At 68.4% G+C, this 18,967-nt stretch carries 19 protein-coding genes; 10 read left to right on the top strand and 9 right to left on the bottom strand.

Annotation, left to right across the window (positions count from 1 at the left end; all coding sequences use genetic code 11):
* The first annotated feature begins 156 nt into the window (after positions 1 to 156).
* Complete coding sequence (locus QTH86_RS06505) at positions 157 to 1,128, top strand: hypothetical protein (RefSeq protein ID WP_286645485.1); 972 nt, start codon at positions 157 to 159, stop codon at positions 1,126 to 1,128.
* A 10-nt stretch (positions 1,129 to 1,138) separates the two neighbouring features.
* On the opposite strand, the gene QTH86_RS06500 is transcribed toward QTH86_RS06505, so the two are convergent.
* The gene (locus QTH86_RS06500) at positions 1,139 to 2,149 is read right to left on the bottom strand and encodes an ABC transporter substrate-binding protein (RefSeq protein ID WP_286645486.1); all 1,011 of its coding nucleotides are present in this window, start codon (positions 2,147 to 2,149) and stop codon (positions 1,139 to 1,141) included.
* Between the two features lie 125 nt (positions 2,150 to 2,274).
* Between QTH86_RS06500 and QTH86_RS06495 the strand changes: the two genes are divergently transcribed.
* Positions 2,275 to 4,707: an ATP-binding protein gene (locus QTH86_RS06495; protein WP_286645487.1), complete on the top strand. Its 2,433-nt coding sequence runs from the start codon at positions 2,275 to 2,277 to the stop codon at positions 4,705 to 4,707.
* A complete protein-coding gene (locus QTH86_RS06490; RefSeq protein WP_286645488.1) occupies positions 4,704 to 5,864 on the top strand; it encodes an adenylate/guanylate cyclase domain-containing protein in 1,161 nt (386 codons plus the stop codon). The genes QTH86_RS06495 and QTH86_RS06490 overlap by 4 nt, the downstream gene beginning before the upstream one ends.
* A 76-nt stretch (positions 5,865 to 5,940) precedes the next feature.
* On the opposite strand, the gene QTH86_RS06485 is transcribed toward QTH86_RS06490, so the two are convergent.
* Complete coding sequence (locus QTH86_RS06485; protein ID WP_286645489.1) at positions 5,941 to 6,390, bottom strand: hypothetical protein; 450 nt, start codon at positions 6,388 to 6,390, stop codon at positions 5,941 to 5,943.
* Between the two features lie 131 nt (positions 6,391 to 6,521).
* Here QTH86_RS06485 and QTH86_RS06480 point away from each other — a divergent pair, with 131 nt between their 5' ends.
* A complete protein-coding gene (locus QTH86_RS06480; protein WP_286645490.1) occupies positions 6,522 to 7,238 on the top strand; it encodes a Crp/Fnr family transcriptional regulator in 717 nt (238 codons plus the stop codon).
* Entirely contained in the window at positions 7,235 to 8,302 is a 1,068-nt protein-coding gene (gene queG, locus QTH86_RS06475; RefSeq protein ID WP_286645491.1) for a tRNA epoxyqueuosine(34) reductase QueG, read from the top strand. Before QTH86_RS06480 ends, queG begins: the two co-directional genes overlap by 4 nt.
* 7 nt (positions 8,303 to 8,309) lie before the next feature.
* Here queG and QTH86_RS06470 read toward each other — a convergent pair whose 3' ends face one another.
* From QTH86_RS06470 to QTH86_RS06450, 5 genes are all read right to left on the bottom strand, one after another.
* Positions 8,310 to 9,137 (bottom strand): siderophore-interacting protein, encoded by an 828-nt coding sequence (locus QTH86_RS06470; protein WP_286645492.1) that lies wholly within the window; start codon positions 9,135 to 9,137, stop codon positions 8,310 to 8,312.
* A gap of 2 nt (positions 9,138 to 9,139) precedes the next feature.
* Complete coding sequence (locus QTH86_RS06465; protein ID WP_286645493.1) at positions 9,140 to 9,733, bottom strand: PadR family transcriptional regulator; 594 nt, start codon at positions 9,731 to 9,733, stop codon at positions 9,140 to 9,142.
* Between the two features lie 191 nt (positions 9,734 to 9,924).
* Entirely contained in the window at positions 9,925 to 10,320 is a 396-nt protein-coding gene (locus QTH86_RS06460) for a nuclear transport factor 2 family protein (protein WP_286645494.1), read from the bottom strand.
* A gap of 4 nt (positions 10,321 to 10,324) precedes the next feature.
* Positions 10,325 to 11,224, bottom strand: coding sequence for an MBL fold metallo-hydrolase (locus QTH86_RS06455; protein ID WP_286645495.1), 900 nt, complete (start codon positions 11,222 to 11,224; stop codon positions 10,325 to 10,327).
* Between the two features lie 33 nt (positions 11,225 to 11,257).
* Positions 11,258 to 11,896, bottom strand: a complete 639-nt coding sequence (locus tag QTH86_RS06450) for a DsbA family protein (RefSeq protein WP_286645496.1) — start codon at positions 11,894 to 11,896, stop codon at positions 11,258 to 11,260.
* 76 nt (positions 11,897 to 11,972) lie between these two features.
* Here QTH86_RS06450 and QTH86_RS06445 point away from each other — a divergent pair, with 76 nt between their 5' ends.
* Positions 11,973 to 12,920, top strand: a complete 948-nt coding sequence (locus QTH86_RS06445) for a LysR family transcriptional regulator (protein WP_286645497.1) — start codon at positions 11,973 to 11,975, stop codon at positions 12,918 to 12,920.
* 36 nt (positions 12,921 to 12,956) lie between these two features.
* On the opposite strand, the gene QTH86_RS06440 is transcribed toward QTH86_RS06445, so the two are convergent.
* Positions 12,957 to 14,372 (bottom strand): heavy metal sensor histidine kinase, encoded by a 1,416-nt coding sequence (locus QTH86_RS06440; protein ID WP_286645498.1) that lies wholly within the window; start codon positions 14,370 to 14,372, stop codon positions 12,957 to 12,959.
* Positions 14,369 to 15,052, bottom strand: a complete 684-nt coding sequence (locus tag QTH86_RS06435) for a heavy metal response regulator transcription factor (protein WP_286646749.1) — start codon at positions 15,050 to 15,052, stop codon at positions 14,369 to 14,371. Before QTH86_RS06435 ends, QTH86_RS06440 begins: the two co-directional genes overlap by 4 nt.
* A 172-nt stretch (positions 15,053 to 15,224) precedes the next feature.
* Between QTH86_RS06435 and QTH86_RS06430 the strand changes: the two genes are divergently transcribed.
* The 4 genes from QTH86_RS06430 to QTH86_RS06415 all read left to right on the top strand — a co-directional run bounded on the left by QTH86_RS06430 (position 15,225) and on the right by QTH86_RS06415 (position 18,937).
* On the top strand, positions 15,225 to 15,617 hold the full coding sequence (locus tag QTH86_RS06430) for a DUF4148 domain-containing protein (RefSeq protein WP_286645499.1): 393 nt from the start codon (positions 15,225 to 15,227) through the stop codon (positions 15,615 to 15,617).
* A 133-nt stretch (positions 15,618 to 15,750) separates the two neighbouring features.
* Positions 15,751 to 16,065, top strand: coding sequence for a hypothetical protein (locus QTH86_RS06425; RefSeq protein ID WP_286645500.1), 315 nt, complete (start codon positions 15,751 to 15,753; stop codon positions 16,063 to 16,065).
* The gene (locus QTH86_RS06420; protein WP_286645501.1) at positions 16,062 to 17,486 is read left to right on the top strand and encodes a TolC family protein; all 1,425 of its coding nucleotides are present in this window, start codon (positions 16,062 to 16,064) and stop codon (positions 17,484 to 17,486) included. The genes QTH86_RS06425 and QTH86_RS06420 overlap by 4 nt, the downstream gene beginning before the upstream one ends.
* Before the next feature lie 35 nt (positions 17,487 to 17,521).
* A complete protein-coding gene (locus QTH86_RS06415) occupies positions 17,522 to 18,937 on the top strand; it encodes a multicopper oxidase family protein (RefSeq protein ID WP_286645502.1) in 1,416 nt (471 codons plus the stop codon).
* Positions 18,938 to 18,967 lie beyond the last annotated feature (30 nt).

The raw sequence follows: 18,967 nt of genomic DNA, 5'->3' as shown, positions 1-18,967 counted from the left end.
CCCGTGGACACCGCGCAGATGGGACAGGCAGCCCACGAACAGCGCGCTTTCGTGGGCCGCGCGGGCGTGCGCGGGACATCGCCCCCATGCGCGGCGGGCGCGGTTCTCGAATGATGCAAGCACGTCGATCCGACGCATCACCCCAGAGGAGCCGCCATGTCATCCACCCCCGCTTTCACCGACACGCAGCGCTACGCGAGGACGATCGAGGCGTCCAAGCGCGTGCGCTGGGACATCGACCGCGACGTCATCCGCGGGCGCGAATTCCATCTGGCCGACCGTTTTCTTCCGGAAGGGCTCTCGCTGGCCGATGAGCTGCCCTGGCTGGATGCGCGCGAGAAGCTGTTCATGAGCCAGGTGCAGGGCCGGACCTACGCCCACATGTTCGGGCTCGTCGAGCGCTTCATCGGCGCCAAGATGCTGGAGGTGAGCCGCGACCACTGGCTGGGCGACCAGACGGCGCTCGAGGCCATCGTCCGCTTCACCGACGAGGAACTGAAGCACCAGGCGCTGTTCCGGCGCATCGAGGCGCTGGTGGCGGCCCGGATGCCGGCCGGCTATCGGTTCGACGTCGCGCCCGACGATGTCGCGGGTTTCGTACTCGGCAAAAGCACCTGGGCGGTGCTGGCGCTGACCTGCCACATCGAGCTCTTCTCCCAGGCCCACTACCGCGCCAGCATCGAGGGCGCGGAGGGGCTGTCGCCGCTCTTCAAGGATGTCTTCCTGTACCACTGGAAGGAGGAATCGCAGCACGCGATCATCGACGAACTGGAGTGGGTCCGCGAGGACGCGAAGCTCGCTTCGGATGCCGAGCGCGACCGGGCGGTGGACGACCTGATCGCGCTGATCGCCGGCGTCGACGGCATCCTGCAGGCGCAAGCCCGGTGCGACGCGGCGTACTTCCTGCATGCCTGCGGCATGGACGATGACGACGAGCGGGCGGCCGACGTCCATGCCGTGGTCCTCAAGGCGTATCGCTGGCAGTACATCGTCTCGGGCGCGGGCGAGCCTCGCTTCCAGAAGGTGCTCGCCAGTCTGGTGAGCGCATCGCAGATGCAGCGCATCCAGGCCGCGCTCGCGCCATTGGCCCATGCCGTGCCGCGCGTCGCCATGGCCATGGCGGCATGAAGCCGTGGCCTCAGTGGATGACCTTGTCCGCGCGGTTCAGCACGGCGCGCGGAATGGTCAGGCCCAGTTGCTTGACGGTCTTCAGGTTGATCAGCAGCTCGAACTTGGTCGGCTGCTCGATCGGCAGGTCGGCCGGGCGCGCGCCCTTGAGGATGCGGTCGACATAGCGCGCGCCGTCCTTGCCCTCGGTGCCGTAGCCGGGGCCGTAGGCCATCATGCAGCCGTTCTCGGCGTAGTCGCCCCGCGCGCAGATGGTGGGAAGGCCGCGCGCCAGGGCGAGGTCGGCGATGAGCTTCTGGTTGGAGTTCGCCACCGGGTTGAGCGTGACCCAGACCGCGCCGCTCCTGGAGCGCACCGCCTCCGCGAAGGCCGTCGCATAGTCCGACGCCTGGCTGGTCGGCATCGACACCAGCGTCAGCCCCAGCGTGCGCGCCGGGTCCTGGCTCGCGTCCCACTGTGGAATGGAACCGGGCGCCTGCGGGTCCCACATCACGGCGATGCGCGTGACCTGCGGCAGCACTTCCTTCAGCAGCTCGAGCCGCTTGCCGCTGAGGATGGCCGCGACATTGGTGATGCCGGTGCTGTTGCCACCCGGGTGCGCGAGGCTCTTCGCCAGGCCGATGGCGATCGGGTCGGTCACGCCCATGAAGACGATCGGCGTCGTGGTGGTGGTGCGCTGCGCCGCCTGCGCGGCGTTGGACGTGACCGCCACCAGCACGTCGATGTCCTGGCGGAGCAGCTCGGCCGCCAGGCCCGGCAGGCGCTGCAGGTCACCGCTCTCGTGGCGGTACTCGATCAAGATGCTCTGGCCTTCGACATAGCCCAGGTCGCTCAGCCCCTTGCGAAAGGCGGACAGGCGTGGCGCATCGGCACTGGCGGAGACGGCAGCCAGGTAGCCGATGCGCGGGATGCGCCGCGTCTGCTGCGCTTGCGCCCCGTCGGCCCACAGCGGCACGAGCACGCCCAGCACCGCGCAGAGCCACCGGCGCGTCGTTCTGCCGAGCGGGGTTGGGAAGACCATCTGCGAGGCATTCTGCGCCGCCGCGAGCCTCGCGGAACACCACGGTCGCGCTAGGCGCATCGGCCATGCGGCCTACCCGCAGCGCCTTCCCATCGCGCGGCACGGCGGGTCCAATCACGGGCGTGATGTCTCTGCCGGACTCCTCGCCCCATCCGCTGCCGGACGCGCGCGCGTCGCCCTCGGGCATGAAGCGCCTGTGGCTGTGGTCGCCCGCCACGCGCGAGATCCATCGCGGCCGGCTGTTTCGCCGCTACCTGTTGCTGATGCTGTTCCTGGTGACGATGGTGCTGGGCGTCTCGAGCGCGATCGGGCTCTATTTCTCCTACCAGGAGAACAAGTCCGCGTTGGCCAGCCTGGAGAAGGAGAAGGCCATCAGCGCCGCGTCGCGCATCGAGCAGTACGTCCAGCAGCTCACCCAGCAGCTGGGCTATGCGTCCCTCGCGCAGCTCGATGCGTCCGACCTGGAGGCGCGCCGCACGGAGTTCTGGCGGCTGCTGCGGCAGGCACCCGAGGTGACCGACATCGCGCAGCTCGACCGTCGCGGCCGCGAGCAGATCGCCGTCTCGCGCCTGGGGCTGGACACCATGGGCTCGGCCATCGATCGCTCCGCGGAGCCGGCTTTCCGCGAGGCCGTGGCCGAGGCCCCGTGGTTCGGCCCGGTCTACTTCAACCGCGACACCGAGCCCTACATGACGGTGGCCATCCGCGCCGGCGGCGACCAGGGCGGCGTGACGATCGCGCAGCTGAACCTGAAGTTCATCTGGGACGTGGTGTCGCGCATCCAGGTGGGCCAGAACGGCAAGGCCTATGTGGTCGACCGCGACGGCCTGCTGGTGGCCCATCCGGACATCGGGCTGGTGCTGCGCAAGACCAGCGTCGCCGCACTCGCGCATGTGCGCGCAGCGGCACAGGGCGGTGCGCAGCACGACGAGGCCATGGTCTCGCAGGACCTGCAGGGGGCGGCCGTCCTGACCTCGACCGCGCTGATCCAGCCGCTGGGCTGGCGGGTTTTCGTGGAGCAACCGATCTCGGAGGTGTACGCCAAGCTCGATGCCTCGATCCTCCGGGCGGTGCTGCTGCTGCTGGCGGGCCTCGCGGTCTCGGCGCTGGCCGCGTCGCTGCTCGCCCGGCGCATGGTGCAGCCGATCCGCACGCTGGCGCGGGGTGCGCGGCGCATCGGCGAAGGCGAACTCGACCAGCAGATCGTGGTGAACACCGGCGACGAACTCGAGGGCCTGGCCGCGCAGTTCAACCGCATGTCGGCCCAGCTGCGCGAGTCGTATGGCGAGCTCGAACGCAAGGTGGCGGTGCGCACCGCCGAACTGAGCGCATCGCTCGAGTTCCAGACGGCCACGGCCGAGATCCTGCGGGTGCTGAGCCGGTCGCCGACCGATCTGCAGCCGGTGCTGGAGGCCGTGACGCAGCGGCTGCTGACACTCTGCCGCGCGCAGGGCTGCCGGATCTGGCTGCCGGAAGACGACGGCCTGCTTCCTGCGGCCGGCCACGCGGGCCACCTCGATGATGTCGATCCGCGCCCCTTGCTGGCCTTCGACGACCCGGCCCTGGTCGCGCGTGCGTTTCGCGAGGCGCACACGCTGCACGCCGATGGTCCCGCGGCGGACCGGCCGGCCCACGACGGCGTCGGTTCCGCCCTCGCGGTGCCGATGCTGCGCGAAGGCACGGCCGTGGGTGTGATCGCCGTTTCGCGCGACGCACCGGGCGGCTTCCCGGCGGCGCAGGTGCGCCTGGTCGAGACCTTCGCCGACCAGGCGGTGATCGCCATCCAAAACGCGCGCATGTTCCGCGAGATCGAAGAGAAAAGCCGGCAGCTCGAGATCGCCAACCGCCACAAGTCGGCCTTTCTCGCGAACATGACCCACGAACTGCGCACCCCGCTCAACGCCATCATCGGTTTCTCCGAGGTGCTGAGCGAGGGCCTGTTCGGCGACATCAACGAGCGGCAGCTCGAGTACCTGCGCGACATCCATTCGTCCGGTCGGCACCTGCTCTCGCTGATCAACGACGTGCTCGACCTCTCGAAGATCGAGGCGGGGCGCATGGAGCTGGACTTGAGCTGCTTCAACCTCGGCCTGCTGCTGGACGATGCGCTCACGCTGGTGCGCGAACGTGCGCAGCGCGCCGGCCTGTCGCTGTCGGTCGAGGTCGGGCCGGGGCTGGAGGAATGGATCGCGGACGCGCGCAAGGTCAAGCAGGTGGTGATCAACCTGCTGTCGAACGCGCTGAAGTTCACGCCGCCGGGCGGCAGCATCCGGCTGTGCGCACGCCGCGCCGATGTCGACGCGCAGCCGATCGCCGAACTGAGCGTCTCCGACACGGGCGTGGGCATCGCGATGGAAGATCAGACCATCGTCTTCGAGGAATTCCGCCAGGGCGGTGGCGATCGGGTGCGCAAGGCGCAGGGCACGGGCCTGGGCCTGCCGCTGTCGCGCCGTTTCGTCGAACTGCATGGCGGCCAGCTGAGCCTGACCAGCCGGCTGGGCGAGGGCTCGACCTTCCGCTTCACCTTGCCCCTGCAGGGCCTGGAGGTTCCGGCGTGAGCGCGGCGGCGATCCTGATCGTGGACGACGTCGACCGCAACGTCCGGTTGTTGGCCGGCATCCTGGCGGCGCGTGGATTTCGCACGCGCACCGCGGACTCCGGCGAGGCGGCCTTGCGCTGCATCGCGGCGGACCCGCCGGACCTGGTGCTGCTGGACGTGATGATGCCCGGCATGAACGGCTACGACGTGTGCCGCGCCATCCGGGCCGACCCGTCGTGCGCGGTGTTGCCCGTGGTGCTGGTGACCGCACTCGATCCGGAGCAGGAGCGGGTCAAGGGGCTGGAGGCGGGCGCGGACGACTTTCTGAGCAAGCCGATTCATCAGGCCGAACTGATGGCCCGTGTGCGTTCGCTGCTGCGCGTCAAGTCGCTCTACGACGAGGTCCAGCGGCAGCGCCTCGAACTGCAGGCCTGGAACCGGACGCTGGAACAGCGCGTGGAGGAGGGCGTGCGTCAGCTCGAACGCGTCAGCCGTCTCAAGCGCTTCTTCTCGCCGGCCCTGGCCGAAGCCATTCTTGCGGGCGGCGCCGACGACCCGCTGCGCAGCCACCGGTGCGAGATCACCGTGGTCTTCCTCGACCTGCGCGGCTTCACGGCCTTCACCGAGACCTCCGACCCCGAAGAGGTGATGGGGGTGCTGGGCCAGTACCACGCGGCCATGGGCCGGCTGGTGCTGGCGCACGAGGGAACGCTGGAGCGCTTCTCGGGCGACGGCATGATGATCTTCTTCAACGATCCGCAGCCACTGCCCGATGCGCCGCAGCGGGCGGTGCGCATGGCCATCGAGATGCAGCGCGCGATGATGGTGCTCAGCACCCAGTGGCGTCGCCGCGGATACGACCTGCACATGGGCATCGGCATCGCGCAGGGGTTCGCGACGCTTGGCGGCATCGGCTTCGACGGCCGCATCGACTATGGGGCGATCGGCACCGTGACGAACCTGGCCGCGCGCCTGTGCGGCGAGGCGGCGGGCGGGGAGATCCTCATCTCGCCGCGGGTCCGGGCCGCCGTGCAAGAGGCGCAGGACAAGGAGGTGGGGGGTGTGCGGTGGCGCATCGAGGATGCGGGCGAACTGGACCTGAAGGGCTTCCACCGGAAGGTGCGCGCGGCGCGCGTGCTGGGCGTGGGGTCAGGGGATGCGAGCGATGCCGAATGAGACCCGCACCTGCCACGCCGGCGGTCGATGGATGTGCTGGCCGCATGTCCCCATGACGGCCAGCCCCACCCGGCGGTCAGCGGGCCACCGTGCCGTCTTCGGCCTGCGCGCTGGTGATCACGGCCAGCCCGCCGTGGCGGATGCGCTCGACCTCGGCCACGAAGGCCGGGCCGTGGCGCATCTGTTCGAAGACCGCCAGCTGCGCGCGGAAGGCCGGCGCGTTCGGGTCGAAGTTCTCCTGACCCGCCACCTGGGCCATGCCCGAACGGATCCAGAGGTTCAGGTCGGCGGCGACCTCGGCGCTGGTCAGTGCGCCGGTCGGCGTCGGCGCGGGTCCGACGCGCAGTTCCTGCGGCGCCGACGCTTCGGCGCGCGCGGCGATGAATTCGCCGATCACGTCGTCGCGGCTGGCCGCGCTCACGGCGTGCAGCGGCGCGCCCACCCAGGCTTCGGCCGGGACGGTTTGAGCGAAGACGGGCGCGACCAGCGCCAGGACAGAGATGCTGAGAATTTGCTTGGCATTCATGATGTGTACTCCGGATGTGCGTGCGGTGAGCGGGGATCGCTGCCGTCACGGATGTCACTGTGCCGATCGGCGGCCGAAAGGGATGTGAGCCTGCTCACAGCTTTCGACAGGTCGTGCCGACGTGGTGTGCGATGACACCCGGTCGCTCCAGCCTCGCGCTCAGTCGCATCGCGCTGCTGGAAGGCCTGTCGCCGGCGCGCCTCGATGCGCTCGCGCAGCGTTGCCGGTGGCAGAACGTGCCGGCCGGCAAGTCGCTGCTGGTGCGATCCGAAGCGCTCAGCGACGTGTACTTCCTGGTCTCGGGACGCCTGCGTGTCACGACCTACGCCACCAACGGTCGGCAGGTGACCTTTCGGGACTCGACCGAAGGCGAGTACTTCGGCGACATCGCGGCCATCGACGGCAAGCCGCGCAGCGCAGACGTCGTGACGCTCAGCCCCTGCGTGGTCGCGGTGCTCGACCCCGCGGGCTTCCTGGCGTTGCTGCGCGAGGAGCCCGACGTGGCCCTGCGCGTGATGCGCGGCCTGGCCGCGCGGGTGCGCGAACTGTCCGAACGGGTGATCGACCTCAGCACCGTGGGCGTGCCGCAGCGGCTGCACGCGGCGCTGCTGCGCCTGGCGCAGGCCGCGGGCGTGGTCGACAACCGGGCGCGGATTGACCCGCTGCCCACGCACCTCGAACTGGCGAACCAGATCAGCACGGCGCGCGAGCAGGTCACACGCGAACTCGGCATCCTGGCGCGGTCCGGCGTGGTGGAGAAGGACGGTCGGGCGCTGGTCGTGCGTGATGTGCGCCGGCTTCAGGGGCTGATCGAGGCTCCCGCCTCGATTCCTACAATCGGCCGGTGACCGGCAACCCTCCACTCGTTCATCGGATTCAGGCCTGGGCCCGGGAACTGGGCTTTTCCCGGATCGGCATCGCGGGCATCGACCTGTCGAGCGCTGAGGCCGGCCTGATGCAGTGGCTGGCCGAGGGCTTCCATGGCGAGATGCATTACATGGCGGCCCACGGTGCGCGCCGCGCCCGGCCGGCCGAGCTGGTGCCGGGCACGGTGTCGGTCATCACCGCGCGCATGGACTACCTGCCGCGCGCCACCTCGGACGACTGGCAGGCGGTCGAATTCGATCGGCTGACGCGGCCCGGCGAAGCGATCGTCTCGCTGTATGCGCGAGGCCGCGACTACCACAAGGTGCTGCGCGGCCGGCTCGCGAAACTGGCCGAGCGCATCGCGCAAGAGGTGGGGCCTTTCGGCCATCGCGCCTTCACCGATTCCGCGCCGGTCATGGAGGCCGAACTCGCCGCGCGCAGCGGCCAGGGCTGGCGCGGCAAGCACACGCTGGTGCTGGACCGCGATGCCGGCTCGATGTTCTTCCTGGGCGAGATCTACATCGACATGGCATTGCCCGAAAGCGCACCGGTCACGCCGCATTGCGGCAGCTGCAGCGCGTGCATCGACGTCTGCCCGACCCAGGCCATCGTTGCGCCGCAGCGGCTCGACGCGCGGCGCTGCATCTCGTACCTGACCATCGAGCATCCCGGCGCCATTCCACTGGAACTGCGCGCGCCGATGGGCAACCGCATCTACGGCTGCGACGACTGCCAGCTGATCTGCCCCTGGAACAAGTTCGCCAAGAAGAGCGCGTTGCCCGATTTCGATGCGCGCGACGGGCTCACCGGCCGAATGCTCGCCGACCTGTTCGCGTGGACCGAGGACGAATTCCTGCGCCACACCGAAGGCAGCCCGATCCGCCGGATCGGCCACGAGCGCTGGCTGCGCAACATCGCCGTGGCCTTGGGCAATGCGGTGCGGGCCGGGCAGGGCGAGGGGGCCGCGGCGCTTGCGTCAAGGCTCGAGCACCCGAGCCCGCTGGTGCGCGAGCATGTCGCGTGGGCCCTGGCACAGTCCGTCTGAAGACGCGCTATTCGTCGTGCGAATCGTGCGTCGCGGCCGTGCCCGCGCGCCAGTAGCCCGACGCGCGGATCCACTTCGGGTTGGCACGGCATTCGTCGATCAGGTGCGCGCGCAGCGCCTTGGCATGGGCCGATTCGCAGCCGATCCAGGCATGGAAGGCGCCGGTCGGCAGACGCGTGGCGTGCAGCGCGGCCAGCAGCGGCGGCGTGCCGGCGGCTGCGCGGGCTTCGTTGCGGTGCACCCAGCTGATGTCGACGTCGGCCGCGCTCGGCAGGTCGACATGGTCGGCGGCACTGTCGACTTCGGCCAGCACGACGGCGCGCGTGCCCTTCGGCAGCTCGGCCAGCCGCCGCGCGATGGCCGGCAAGGCGGTGTCGTCGCCGATCAGCAGATGCCAGTCGAATGCGGTCGGCACGATGAAGGAGCCGCGCGGTCCGCCGACGCCCAGGCGCTGGCCGACGGCCGCCTGTTCGGCCCAGCGCGTGGCGGGGCCGGCTTCGTGCAGCGCGAAGTCGATCTCCAGCGTCTGCGCCATGGCGTCGAAGTGGCGGGGCGTGTAGTCGCGCATCGTCGGCTTGCGGCCTTCGGGCCAGATCGGGCCGTCGGGCCCGGCGGTCGGCAGCGTCAGCGCGCCCGTGGCTTCGTCGGGAAAGAAGAGCTTCACATGGTCGTCGAAGCCGGGGCTGGTGAAGCCTTCGAGTGCGTCGCCGCCGAGCGTGACGCGCACCAGGTGCGGCGTGACGCGCTGCACCGATTGCACCGTGAGTTCACGGAAGCGCAGCGTGTGGCGCACGCGCTGCGGCGTGCGGTCGGGAAGGAGGGCGGTGTCGTTCATGGTCAGATCTGTTCCAGTTGTTGGGCCGCGTGGTCGAGCACGGCGGCGAAGGCGTTCGCTTGCTCGGGCGTCAGCGCTTCACGCGACAGCCGCATGCGCATGGCGAGCTTGAGGTTCTCGATGGCGCGCGTGACCTGCGGTGGCCGGCCGCCTCGTGGGCCGGCGCCATCGACGCCGCCCTGCATGCGCGCCAGCATGGCGTCGGCGGTGGTGCGGTTCTCTTCGAGGAAGGTGCTGCCGGCCGCGGTGATGCGGTAGCGCTTGCGGCCGCCGGCATCGGCTTCCGCCACGCTGAGGTAGCCCTGTTCTTCCATCAGCGTGAGCGTCGGGTAGACCGTGCCCGGGCTCGGGCTGTAGGCGCCGCCAAGGCGGTCCTCGATCGACTTGATGAGTTCGTAGCCGTGGCTGGGCTTGTCGGCGATCAGCTGCAGCAGCACGAAGCGCAGGCCGCCGTGGCCGAAGATGCGGCCGCCGCGCGGGCCGTCGCCGTCGCCGCGGTGGCCGCGGCCGCCACCCAGGCCGTCGTCGTGCTCGCCGCGGCGGATGCAGGCGTGGTGATGGCCGTGGGCAGGGTGGTGGTGGTGAGAAGGGTGCATGACATCTATTCCGTTGTATCGTATTTGATAACGATATATCTAAATAGAGTCTAAGTCAACCTTCGCCGGCGCAAGACGCCGCTCGGCGTCCGTCACCGAGAGACGAGGTCTCACCGGCGCAGGGCGGAATCCCGGTGCTCGACGATCTTGCCGTTCTCGATGCGGAACCTGTCGAACCGGATCGACGTCTTTCAGGTCGTTGTCAGGGCCTGCCGGACCATCGCACTGTCGACGACCTGCTCCATGCTCAGGATCTTGCCGTCCTGGAGCCGGTACAGATGCGCGAAGGTTGCGCGCATCGACTTGCCGGTCTTCGCATAGGTGCCGGAGTACACCCCGAACGCCGCGACGCGATCGCCGTCGGCCAGGTAGGTGTGGACCTGGGCCTTGTAGCCCACCCACTCGGTGGCCAGCCGGCGAAAGACCCCGTCGAAGATTTCCGCCGGGCCGGTGTAGGTGCCGGCGTAGGGGAAGCCCGCCGCTTCGGTCCAGGTGGCCTCGGGGGCCAGGGCGGCGAGCAGGTGCCGGCCGTTCTCTTCCGGCGGACCTTCGTAGGTGGCGCGGATGACGTCCAGGTGGGTGGTCATCGCCTCAACCCCACTTCATTTCGCCTTTGGCGACCTTCGCCCCGATCTGCAGCGCGACGCCCATGCCGGCCGTCGGGTAGCGCTTGCTCATGGCCGCGATGAGGGCGGCGCTGTCGGCGGCCTTGGCCAGTTCTTCCTCGAACGCCACGAGGTAGTCGCGCGTGTAGACGATCGCCGATGCGTTCGTCGCGGCGCCGGGTGCCATGTGGCCCGGGATCACCACGGCCGGCTTGCGGGCGGCCATCGCATCGAGCGTCTTGATCCAGGCGCGGCGACCCTCGGCGCCCGGGGTGTCGGCCGTCCACACGTGCACGCCGGAGAACACCAGCACGCCACCGAAGACGGCGTCGAGCGACTTGACTGCCAGGTAGCGGCGGTTGGCGAGGCCGCCGGCATCGACGATGTCGATGGACTGGCCTTCCAGCGTGATCGAGGCGCCGTCGAACGCCTCGGGCATCACGATGTCCGACAGGGCCTGCGGGCCGTTGTCCTTGAGCTGGGGCCCCCAGGTCGCCAGCTTCTTCTCGACGCTGCTTTGGATGGCGGCGATGGTGGCCGATGCCGCGATGACGCGCGCTGCGGGAAAGGCCGCCTTGATCGGGCCCAGGCTGAAGTAGTAGTCGGGATCGCTCTGGCTGATGTAGATCGTGGTCAGCGTCTTGCCGCTGGCCTTGATCGCTTCGACGAGGGCCTTGCCGTCGGGCAGCGTGAAGCCACCGTCGATCAGCACAGCCTCGCGCGCGCCGGAGAGGAGGACCGGGGCACGGAAGAAGCCGTGTTCACCGGCGGGGAAATGCTGAAGGGTCAGGGGGGTCGATGCAGCCATGGCGTTGTTCACTCCGAAGATGGCCGTCGCGACACCCGCGGCGGCGAAAGTTTGAATCAGTTCTCTGCGTGTTGTCATCGTGTTGTCCTTTGGGAAAGTCAAAAGAGGTTTTCAGCTGCGTTGCAGCTGGCTGATCAGTGCGCGTGGATCGGCGTAGGCGGCACGGGCATCCACCTGCCAGCGCTTCGCGCCGGACTCGGCGATCAAGGTCGGCACGCCGCGCGCGCCGAACTCCCGCATCAGCGCCTGGCCCCGGCCCACGCGGGCCCGGTCGGCGGCGACCAGCGCCGCGTCTGGTTGCGCAAGCCGCGCGGCCGGCTGCGCGAGCCCCAGCCCTGCCAACAGCTCGGCCAGCGTCGTGAGCGCGGTCACGTCCTTCCCGTCGACGTAGCGCGCGTGCTGAATGGCTTGAAGGGTTTCGAGTTCGCGCGCCGGGTCGGTCAAGGACACCGCGGTCAGCGCCAACATGGCGGGACCGCTGTCGAGGGGCCGCTGGCGATCACCGAGCACCTGCTGGCGATAGCGTTCGGTGAAGCGCTGCCCGGTCAGCTGTCCGATACGCTGGTCGTTGGTCCACGCGAAGGCCGCGAAGCCGTCGTCCATCGACCGCGCACCTCCCCCGGCGAACAGGCCGGTGGGCTGCAGTTCGACGGCGATGCCAGGCTCGCCGGCCAATGCCGACAGCGCGGGCGCGGCGCCGTAGCACCAGCCACACAGCGGGTCGAACAGGTAGTGCAAGGTGATGTCCATGGGCTTGTCTTTCGTAGAGAGTCCATCGTAGGCAGCCCACATTGATTCTTAAATACATACGTGATAAACACACTGTGTGCTTAAAACAAACAGTCAAGGCGAAAGTGGCCCGGACGGCCTGGGCAACCTCCGGCGGCTGGCTTACTTCGTGGCCGTGGTGGAAACCGGGTCGTTCACCGCTGCCGCGGAGCGCCTGGGCATCACCAAGGCAGTGGTGAGCCAACAGGTGGCCCGACTCGAGCGCGAGTTCCGCACCTCGCTGCTGGTGCGCACCACGCGCAAGGTGCAGGCCACGGACGTGGGCCGGGCCTTCTACGAACGGTGCGCGGTGGTCCTGCGCGAGGCGGCGCATGCCTTCGACGGTCTGGCCGAGCGGTCGGCGGAGCCCTCCGGCACGCTGCGGCTCACCGCGCCCATCGACTACGGCGTCGGTGTGGTGGTGCCGGCCATTGCCGCGTTCACGAAGCGCTATCCCGCGTGCAAGGTCGACGCCGTGCTCAGCGACCAGACGCTGGACCTGATGTCCGGCAACATCGAGATGGCCATCCGTGTCGGATGGCTGACCGAGACGAGCGAGCAGGCGCGAAAGATCGGCGCCTTCCGCCAGTTGCTCGTCGCGTCATCGTCCATGGCCGGGCAGCTTGCACGACTCGACACTCCGGCAGACATCGCCGCGCTGCCCTTCGTCGCCAACACCGCCTTGCGCGAGCACTTGCGGTGGACCTTCTCGTCGGACGAGGTCGAGGCCCAGATGGTGCACGTGCAGGCCTCCATCTTTCTGGACGCCACGCTGGCCGTTCGCGAGGCCGTGTGCCAGGGCGCGGGGCTGTCGGTGCTGCCGGACTATGCGGTCGCAGCGGACCTCGCCGCCGGGCGGCTCATCGAGGTGCTGCCGCGCTGGCGCCTGCCTTCCGGCGGCATCCATGCCGTGTTTCCGGCGGCGCGCTTTCGCCCGGCGAAGGTCCGGGCGTTCGTCGATCTGCTGGCGGAGCGGGAAGCGTCGCGACGATCGACGCCCCTCTGAACGCGCGTCTCGGCGGGCGCGGCGTTTACTCGCGTTTCAACCGCTGACTTCCCTGCGCATTGAAAATCCCACTTCGGTGACGCCCGTCTCCGATGTCGCAAGGGTCTGGCCACCGTGCATGCGTGCAATCGCCGCGACGATGGCCAGGCCAAGTCCGTGGTGCTCCGACGAATCCGTACGAGACCGTTCTGCCCGGAAAAATCGTTCGAAGAGATGGGGAAGCATCTCGGCGGGGACCGGGTCGCCGCGATTGGAAACGCTGACCCAGACCTCGTCGGGTCGTGTGTCGATCGTGACCGCGATGGTCGAGCCCGGTGCTGCATACCGGCTCGCATTGCTCAGAAGGTTCGACAGCGCCCGTCGCACCAGCCCGGTGTCGATGCCCAGGCGCGCATCCCCGCGCACGGTCACTTCGAGCCCCGCTTCTTCCAGCTTGGCTTCATGGAAATCCAGCACGCTGCGCACCTGGTCGGCCAGGGCTACAGGGGCCGACCGGCGCGCGGTGGCCCCGCGGTCGGCCTGGGAGAGGAAGAGCATGTCGATCACGATGACGGACACCCGTCTGGCTTCCTCCAGCGCGGAGAACAGGACATTCCTCAACTCGTCGGCGGACCTTGGCCGCGCCAGCTCGACCTCCACCATGCCGATCAGGTTGGCCAGCGGCGTGCGCAGTTCGTGCGCAACGTCTGCGTTGAACGACTCCAGTTGGCGGTAGGCCTGTTCGGCACGATCGAGCACCGCGTTGAACTGCACGACCCAGGGCGTGATCTCGGCGGCATAGGGCGCCGGGTCGATGCGCTGGCCCACGTGTTCGGGGCCCGTGGCTGCCGTCTGTGCTGTCAGCCTTTTCAGGGGACGCAAGCCCCTGCGCACCAGGAGCGCGCCGGTCAGCGAGATCATCGCAGCGCCCAGCGCCACGGCGCCCACCAGGGTCCATGCGAGTCGCGTCAAGAGCCGGGCGTCCTCCTGGACGTCGATCCCGAGTTGGAGATGCATCGCTGCGCCTTCTGGTTGCCTCTTTCCGTCGCTGGGCATCCACAACCAGCGCGCCGAGGCCCGGTGGGGCGTGCTGGCGTAGACGATCTCGTCGTTGCGACGCAGCACCAGACTGATGTCGGGGTGGGTCGAGAAGAAGTCGTCGAGCTTGTGGCGGAGTTCGTTGCGCAGGGGGTCATCCGCGGACTCCTGGATCAGATGCCTGATCAGCTCGGCCTGGCGCTCGAACTCGCTGCTTTGCTTGACCTGAAAACTCCAGGACGTGACGGCATAGATGGCGACGCAGACAAGGCTCAGGCCGATCAGCGCCTGCACCGCGAACCAGCGTGTCAGCGCCCCCTGAATCGAACCGGTGCCTGGCGGCGGATGCTGGGTCGTCCCTGCGGCCGATGCCGTGATCGCAGCCGCGGCATTCCCGTTGCCTCGGGGGTGACTGGCCGCCTCGGTGGCGGTCACGATGGGTCATCCCGACGGCTCTCGAGCACGTACCCCATGCCGCGTACCGTGTGAAGCAGCTTCTCCTTGAAGGGGTCGTCGATCTTGCTGCGCAGCCGTCGGATCGCCACCTCGACCAGGTTGGTGTCGCTGGCGAAGTTCATGTCCCAGACCTGCTCAGCCAACTGGGTGCGCGAAAGTACATTGCCCTGGCGTCGCATGAGCAGCGACAGCAGGGCGAACTCCTTGGCGGTGAGCTCCAGGCGCTGGCCGTCGCGCATGGCCTTGCGCGCGATCATGTCAAGGCTCAGGTCCTTCAACGCGTAGCGCGACACCTCGTGCAGCGTACCGCGGCGAAGAAGGGCCTGGATGCGTGCGAGCAGCTCGGAAAAAGCGAAGGGCTTGGCCAGGTAATCGTCCGCGCCGCTCTGCAGCCCTCGCACCCGATCCTCGACCTCGTCGCGTGCGGTGAGCATCAGCACGGGCATCGCCTTGGATCGGCGCACCGCCTCCAGGACAGCGAAGCCATCGATGCCCGGGAGCATCACGTCCAGCACCAGGAGGTCGTAGTCCCCCTCGATTGCAAGCGTTCGCCCCTGGAGGCCCGTGCGTGCAAGGTCGACCAGAAAGCCGCTCTCACTGAGCCCCTTCACAAGATAGTCACCAAGCTTCTGTTCGTCTTCGATCACCAGGAGTCGCATCGCCCGATGGTAGGGGCGCAGACGCACGCGTTCCATTACTTCTTTGTAATCCTGAAGTCGCCCGAATGAAGGGCTCGCTTTCTAAAGTTCTTTCATGCCGGTCGGCAGGCCAGCATCTCCGGGTCGATGTCGACCCTGGTGAACCAGGCGTTGAACAAAGCAAAGGCACTTCATGAAGAACTTTCAAGTCCTCTCACTCACGCTCACGTTGAGCGTTGTTGCGGCCGTTGCGGCGCCGATGGCGGCGTTCGCAGGGCCCGAGCATTCCGCACCGACCGAAGCTGGCGTCGTGTATCACCCGGATGAGGCCGGGCCGGGCAGGACGCGAGCCGAGGTGGCTGGCGAACTCGCCAGTGCACAGGCGACGCCCGAGTGGGCGAGCATGCTGCGCTGGGGTGTGATGGGGACGCCGGTGGCGGGGACCGGCAAGTCGCGTGAACAAGTGTCGGCCGAGCTGCAAGCCGCACAGAAGCAGCCGGACTGGGATGCGGCATCGCGCCTCGGCACCTCGCTGTCGACGCCCGCCGGCAAGCTGAACACGGTTCAGGCCGACGCTCGGCCCTGAGCGCACCGACTTGAACTTGCGAGGATCCATGTCCCATTCATCGTCGGTCCGTTGGTTGGCTGTCTTTCCTGTGGCCGTGGCGTTTGCCACGGCGGCAACCCTCGGCACCACGGCTGTCGCTCAACCTGTACCCATGCCCGCGCACGATGGTTCAGGCTCGGCCGAGCAACCCACGGCGTCCTCCGTGGCCTTGCGCTACCACTCAGCGCTCGAGGGCTACCGCCCCTTGGCCGACGAGAAGGCCATCCCCTGGAAGGAGGCCAACGATACCGTTTACCGACGCGGCGGATGGCAGGCCTATGCCAAGGAGAGCGCCGGACCCCGCACGGTGGCGCCGGCATCGTCCGCGGGCGGTCACGCGCCAACCGATGCGCAGCCGGGCCACGGGATGCCCATGTCGGCCATGCCCGGCATGGCGGGTGCGCCTGCGACGAAGGACACGCCATGAAGCGGGCGCTGCGTTCGACGGCGGTCGCCGCTGCGGCAGTTTTCCTGGCTGGCTGCGCCTCGGTCGGCATCGACGAGGCCCTGAAGGACACGAACACCCACGCACAGCGCTTTACCGGTGGGAACCTGGCGCTGAGCCGGACGCCGGAACAGCGCGACCGGCGCGCCGAATTGGCCCAGCAACTGCTCGCGACACCGCTGTCCCAGGACGACGCGGTGCAGCTCGCCCTGACCAACAGTCCGGCCGTCCAGGCCTTGATGGCCCAGAGTTGGGTCGACATCGCCGCAGCGAACCAGACCAGCCGCTTGCCCAATCCGATCTTCACGTTCGAGCGCATGCGCCTGAACAGCGAGCTCGAGCTGGGACGCCTGCTGTCCTTCGGGCTGGTGGATCTGATCCTGTTGCCGCAACGGTTGTCGATCTCCAGGAGCCAGGCCCATCAGGCGAAGCTGCAGTTGACGGGCGCTGTGGTCGACCACGTCACGCAGGTCCGGCAGGCCTGGGTCCGCGCGGTCGCCGCCCAGCAGTCGCTGCACTATGCCGAGCAGGTGAACACGTCGGCGCAGGCCAGCGCCGAGCTGGCTCGCCGCATGCAGCGCATCGGCAATTTCAGCAAGCTGCAGCGTGCGCGCCAACAGGTGTTCTACGCCGATGCCACCACGCAACTCGCGTCCGCGCGGCATGCCACCACGGCTGCGCGCGAGGAACTGATCCGTGCGCTGGGTCTGGACGACGCCCAGGCGGCGAAACTTGCCTTGCCCGCACGCCTGCCTGATCTCCCCAAGATTCCCCGCGAGGCCAAGGAGGTCGCGGCCACGGCGACCGAGCAACGGCTGGATGTTCAGCTCGCGCGTGCCCAACTGGACCTTGCAGGCCAATCCCAGGGCATCAGCCTCCTGTCGACCTTCATCGACGTGGAAGCGGGTGCCAGGCGAGACACGGTCTTCGACAACGCCGAAGGCAGCAAGAGCAACCGACGCGGCTTCGAGCTCGACATCCGGCTGCCGCTGTTCGACGGGGGATCCGCCCAGCGTGACGCGCTGAATGCGCAGTCGCTGGCTGCGGCCAACCGTTACGACGCCACGGTGCGCGGTGCCTCCTCGCAACTGCGGGAGGGCTACTCCGCCTACCGCACGGCCTATGACATCGCCAAGCACTACCGCGACGAGATCGTGCCGCTGCGTCAAGCCATGGCCGACGAGAACGTGCTTCGCTACAACGGCATGCTGATCGGCGTCTTCGAACTCCTGGCCGAGGCGCGCGACCAGATCGCCGCCGTCACCAACGCGATCAACGCCCAGCAGCAGTTCTGGCAGGCCGATGCCGCACTTGCCGCGTCGGTCATGGGCAAGCCCACCGCCACGGGCGCCGCGATGGCCAGTTCGGGGAGCGAAGGCGCCTCCACAGGTGCCGCGCACTGAGCCTGCTTCGGCCGTTATCCAACCCATTGAACAACATGACAAACAGACGCAATTTTCTGAGCGGCGCGGGTGCGCTCACGGGCGCCGTTGCCGCAGCCGCGGTGAGCAAGGTCGCGATGGCCGCGCTGCCGGAGCCTGTGCTGCAGACCAAGCCCGACACCATGGCGCCGTTGGTGCCCCCGAGTGGGCGCCCCTACAACCCGGTGGTCACGCTCAACGGGTGGACATTGCCTTGGCGCATGAACAACGGCGTCAAGGAGTTCCACCTCGTGGCCGAGCCGGTGGTGCGCGAAATGGCGCCAGGCTTCAAGGCGAATCTGTGGGGCTACAACGGGCAGTCGCCCGGGCCCACCATCGAAGTGGTGGAGGGCGATCGCGTACGCATCTTCGTGACCAACAAGCTGCCCGAGCACACGAGCGTGCACTGGCACGGCCAGCGCCTGCCCAGCGGCATGGATGGCGTCGCCGGGCTGACCCAGCCGGCGATCCGGCCCGGCAAGACCTTCGTCTATGAATTCGTGGCGCGCCGCCCCGGCACCTTCATGTACCACCCGCATGCGGACGAGATGACGCAGATGGCCATGGGGATGATGGGCTTCTGGGTCACGCACCCGAAGGCCGAACATCCGCTGATCGAGAAGGTCGACCGCGACTTCGTCTTCCTGCTCAACGCGTACGACGTGGAGCCCGGCAGCGCGACGCCCAAGATCATGACGATGGCGGACTTCAACATCTGGTCCTGGAACAGCAGGATCTTCCCGGGCATCGATTCGCTCAACGTCCGGCTCAACGACAAGGTGCGCATTCGCATCGGCAACCTCACGATGACGAATCACCCGATCCATCTGCACGGGCACGAGTTCCTGGTCACGGGGACCGACGGCGGGCCGACGCCGAAGTCCTCGCGTCACTACGAAGTGACGACCGACGTGGCGGTCGGGCAGATGCGCCAGATCGACTTCCTGGCAGACGAGGAGGGGGATTGGGCATTCCATTGCCACAAGAGCCACCACACCATGAACGCGATGGGCCACGACGTGCCCACCATGATCGGGCTGGACCACAAGGACGTGGCCAGGCAGATCTCGTCCCTGGTGCCGGACTACATGGTCATGGGCGAGCGGGGCATGGCCGACATGGCCGAGATGGAAATGCCCGTTCCCGACAACACCGCACGAATGATGACGGGCGAAGGACCGTTCGGATCGGTCGAGATGGGCGGCATGTTCAGCGTGGTCAAGGTGCGCAGAGACCAGAAGGCCGGCGACTACGCCAATCCTGGATGGTTCAAGCATCCGCCCGGCACGGTGGCCTACGAGTTCGACGGTGCGATTCCCGAGCCCGCACGCGGGCGCCATTCGGGCGCTGCGGCCATGCCTGCTCAGAACATGCCTGCAAAAAACATCGAGGTACAGATTCGCAAGCCCGTGGCCGACCACGGAAAACATTGACGGCCCGCATGGCACCCGTTCGCAACCATC

Origin of the sequence: Variovorax sp. J2L1-78 (genome assembly GCF_030317205.1) — a bacterium.
GTDB lineage: Bacteria > Pseudomonadota > Gammaproteobacteria > Burkholderiales > Burkholderiaceae_C > Variovorax > Variovorax arabinosiphilus.
This window is presented reverse-complemented; position numbering and strand designations above follow the sequence as displayed.

Excerpts from the sequence above, each read along its gene's own strand:
- QTH86_RS06430 (WP_286645499.1), top strand. The coding sequence starts at position 15,225 with ATGAAGAACTTTCAAGTCCTCTCACTCACGCTCACGTTGAGCGTTGTT.
- QTH86_RS06435 (WP_286646749.1), bottom strand. The coding sequence starts at position 15,052 with ATGCGACTCCTGGTGATCGAAGACGAACAGAAGCTTGGTGACTATCTT.
- QTH86_RS06480 (WP_286645490.1), top strand. The coding sequence starts at position 6,522 with ATGACACCCGGTCGCTCCAGCCTCGCGCTCAGTCGCATCGCGCTGCTG.
- QTH86_RS06495 (WP_286645487.1), top strand. The coding sequence starts at position 2,275 with ATGTCTCTGCCGGACTCCTCGCCCCATCCGCTGCCGGACGCGCGCGCG.
- QTH86_RS06465 (WP_286645493.1), bottom strand. The coding sequence starts at position 9,733 with ATGCACCCTTCTCACCACCACCACCCTGCCCACGGCCATCACCACGCC.
- QTH86_RS06450 (WP_286645496.1), bottom strand. The coding sequence starts at position 11,896 with ATGGACATCACCTTGCACTACCTGTTCGACCCGCTGTGTGGCTGGTGC.
- QTH86_RS06485 (WP_286645489.1), bottom strand. The coding sequence starts at position 6,390 with ATGAATGCCAAGCAAATTCTCAGCATCTCTGTCCTGGCGCTGGTCGCG.
- QTH86_RS06505 (WP_286645485.1), top strand. The coding sequence starts at position 157 with ATGTCATCCACCCCCGCTTTCACCGACACGCAGCGCTACGCGAGGACG.
- QTH86_RS06460 (WP_286645494.1), bottom strand. The coding sequence starts at position 10,320 with ATGACCACCCACCTGGACGTCATCCGCGCCACCTACGAAGGTCCGCCG.
- QTH86_RS06500 (WP_286645486.1), bottom strand. The coding sequence starts at position 2,149 with ATGGTCTTCCCAACCCCGCTCGGCAGAACGACGCGCCGGTGGCTCTGC.
- QTH86_RS06420 (WP_286645501.1), top strand. The coding sequence starts at position 16,062 with ATGAAGCGGGCGCTGCGTTCGACGGCGGTCGCCGCTGCGGCAGTTTTC.
- QTH86_RS06470 (WP_286645492.1), bottom strand. The coding sequence starts at position 9,137 with ATGAACGACACCGCCCTCCTTCCCGACCGCACGCCGCAGCGCGTGCGC.
- QTH86_RS06415 (WP_286645502.1), top strand. The coding sequence starts at position 17,522 with ATGACAAACAGACGCAATTTTCTGAGCGGCGCGGGTGCGCTCACGGGC.
- QTH86_RS06425 (WP_286645500.1), top strand. The coding sequence starts at position 15,751 with ATGCCCGCGCACGATGGTTCAGGCTCGGCCGAGCAACCCACGGCGTCC.
- QTH86_RS06455 (WP_286645495.1), bottom strand. The coding sequence starts at position 11,224 with ATGACAACACGCAGAGAACTGATTCAAACTTTCGCCGCCGCGGGTGTC.